At 30.5% G+C, this 826-nt stretch carries 1 protein-coding gene; it reads left to right on the top strand.

Translation table 11 applies throughout. The annotated features are described in order from the left end of the window. On the top strand, positions 1 to 642 hold a 642-nt coding region (locus AMN99_RS01370), incomplete at its 5' end, for a zinc ABC transporter substrate-binding protein (protein ID WP_179850422.1). Between the last annotated feature and the right edge of the window lie 184 nt (positions 643 to 826).

Genomic DNA, 826 nt, shown 5'->3' with positions numbered 1-826 from the left:
AAAGAAGATGATCATGACCACGATCACGACGATCACGGTAAAAAAGAAGATGATCATGACCACGATCACGACGATCACGGTAAAAAAGAAGATGATCATGACGACCATGGACATGATGATCATGATGGACATGCACATGGTGAATTTGATCCACACATTTGGTTGGACCCAATTAATTCAAAAGCTATATTAAATGAGATGGCAGAACATTTAATTGAAAATGACCCAAAAAATGAAGCTAAATACAAAAGTAATTTAGCTAAAGCTTTACAAGAAATCGATAAACTTACAATTGATGTAATGACAGATTTAAGTAACAGTGTTTCTTCAATTGTATTCCATGATGCTTATCAATATTTTGAAGAAAGATTTAACGTAAATGTATTAGGTGCATTTACTGTTAATACAGATGTAATGCCTGGTGCAGAACAACTAGCTGAAATTAGAGAAATTATCGAGCATGATAAAGTAGCTTGTGTGTTCTCAGAGCCTCAGTTTAATCCTGATATTATCAATGCTGTAGCAAAAGATATGAAGATTAAAACTGGTGTTCTGGATCCTCTAGGTGCAACATTAGATCCAGGTAAAGATCTATATTTCAATTTAATAAGAAATATGTCTGCATCTTTTAAAGGTTGTTAATTAAAAATTAGGTATAATCCGGGAATTTTTTTAAATTCTCGGATTAACATATAACCTTCACTGATATTCTTATAACACAATAAGCATTGTAATTTTTTCTAAGAAGATTTATTTTCTTCATAATTCGATTTTATGAATGATTTAAATTTATTTAAAAAAAATGGCTATCTTGTTAAAGAAAATT

It is taken from the genome of Candidatus Pelagibacter communis, from assembly GCF_001180225.1.
Lineage (GTDB): Bacteria > Pseudomonadota > Alphaproteobacteria > Pelagibacterales > Pelagibacteraceae > Pelagibacter > Pelagibacter ubique_D.
This window is presented reverse-complemented; position numbering and strand designations above follow the sequence as displayed.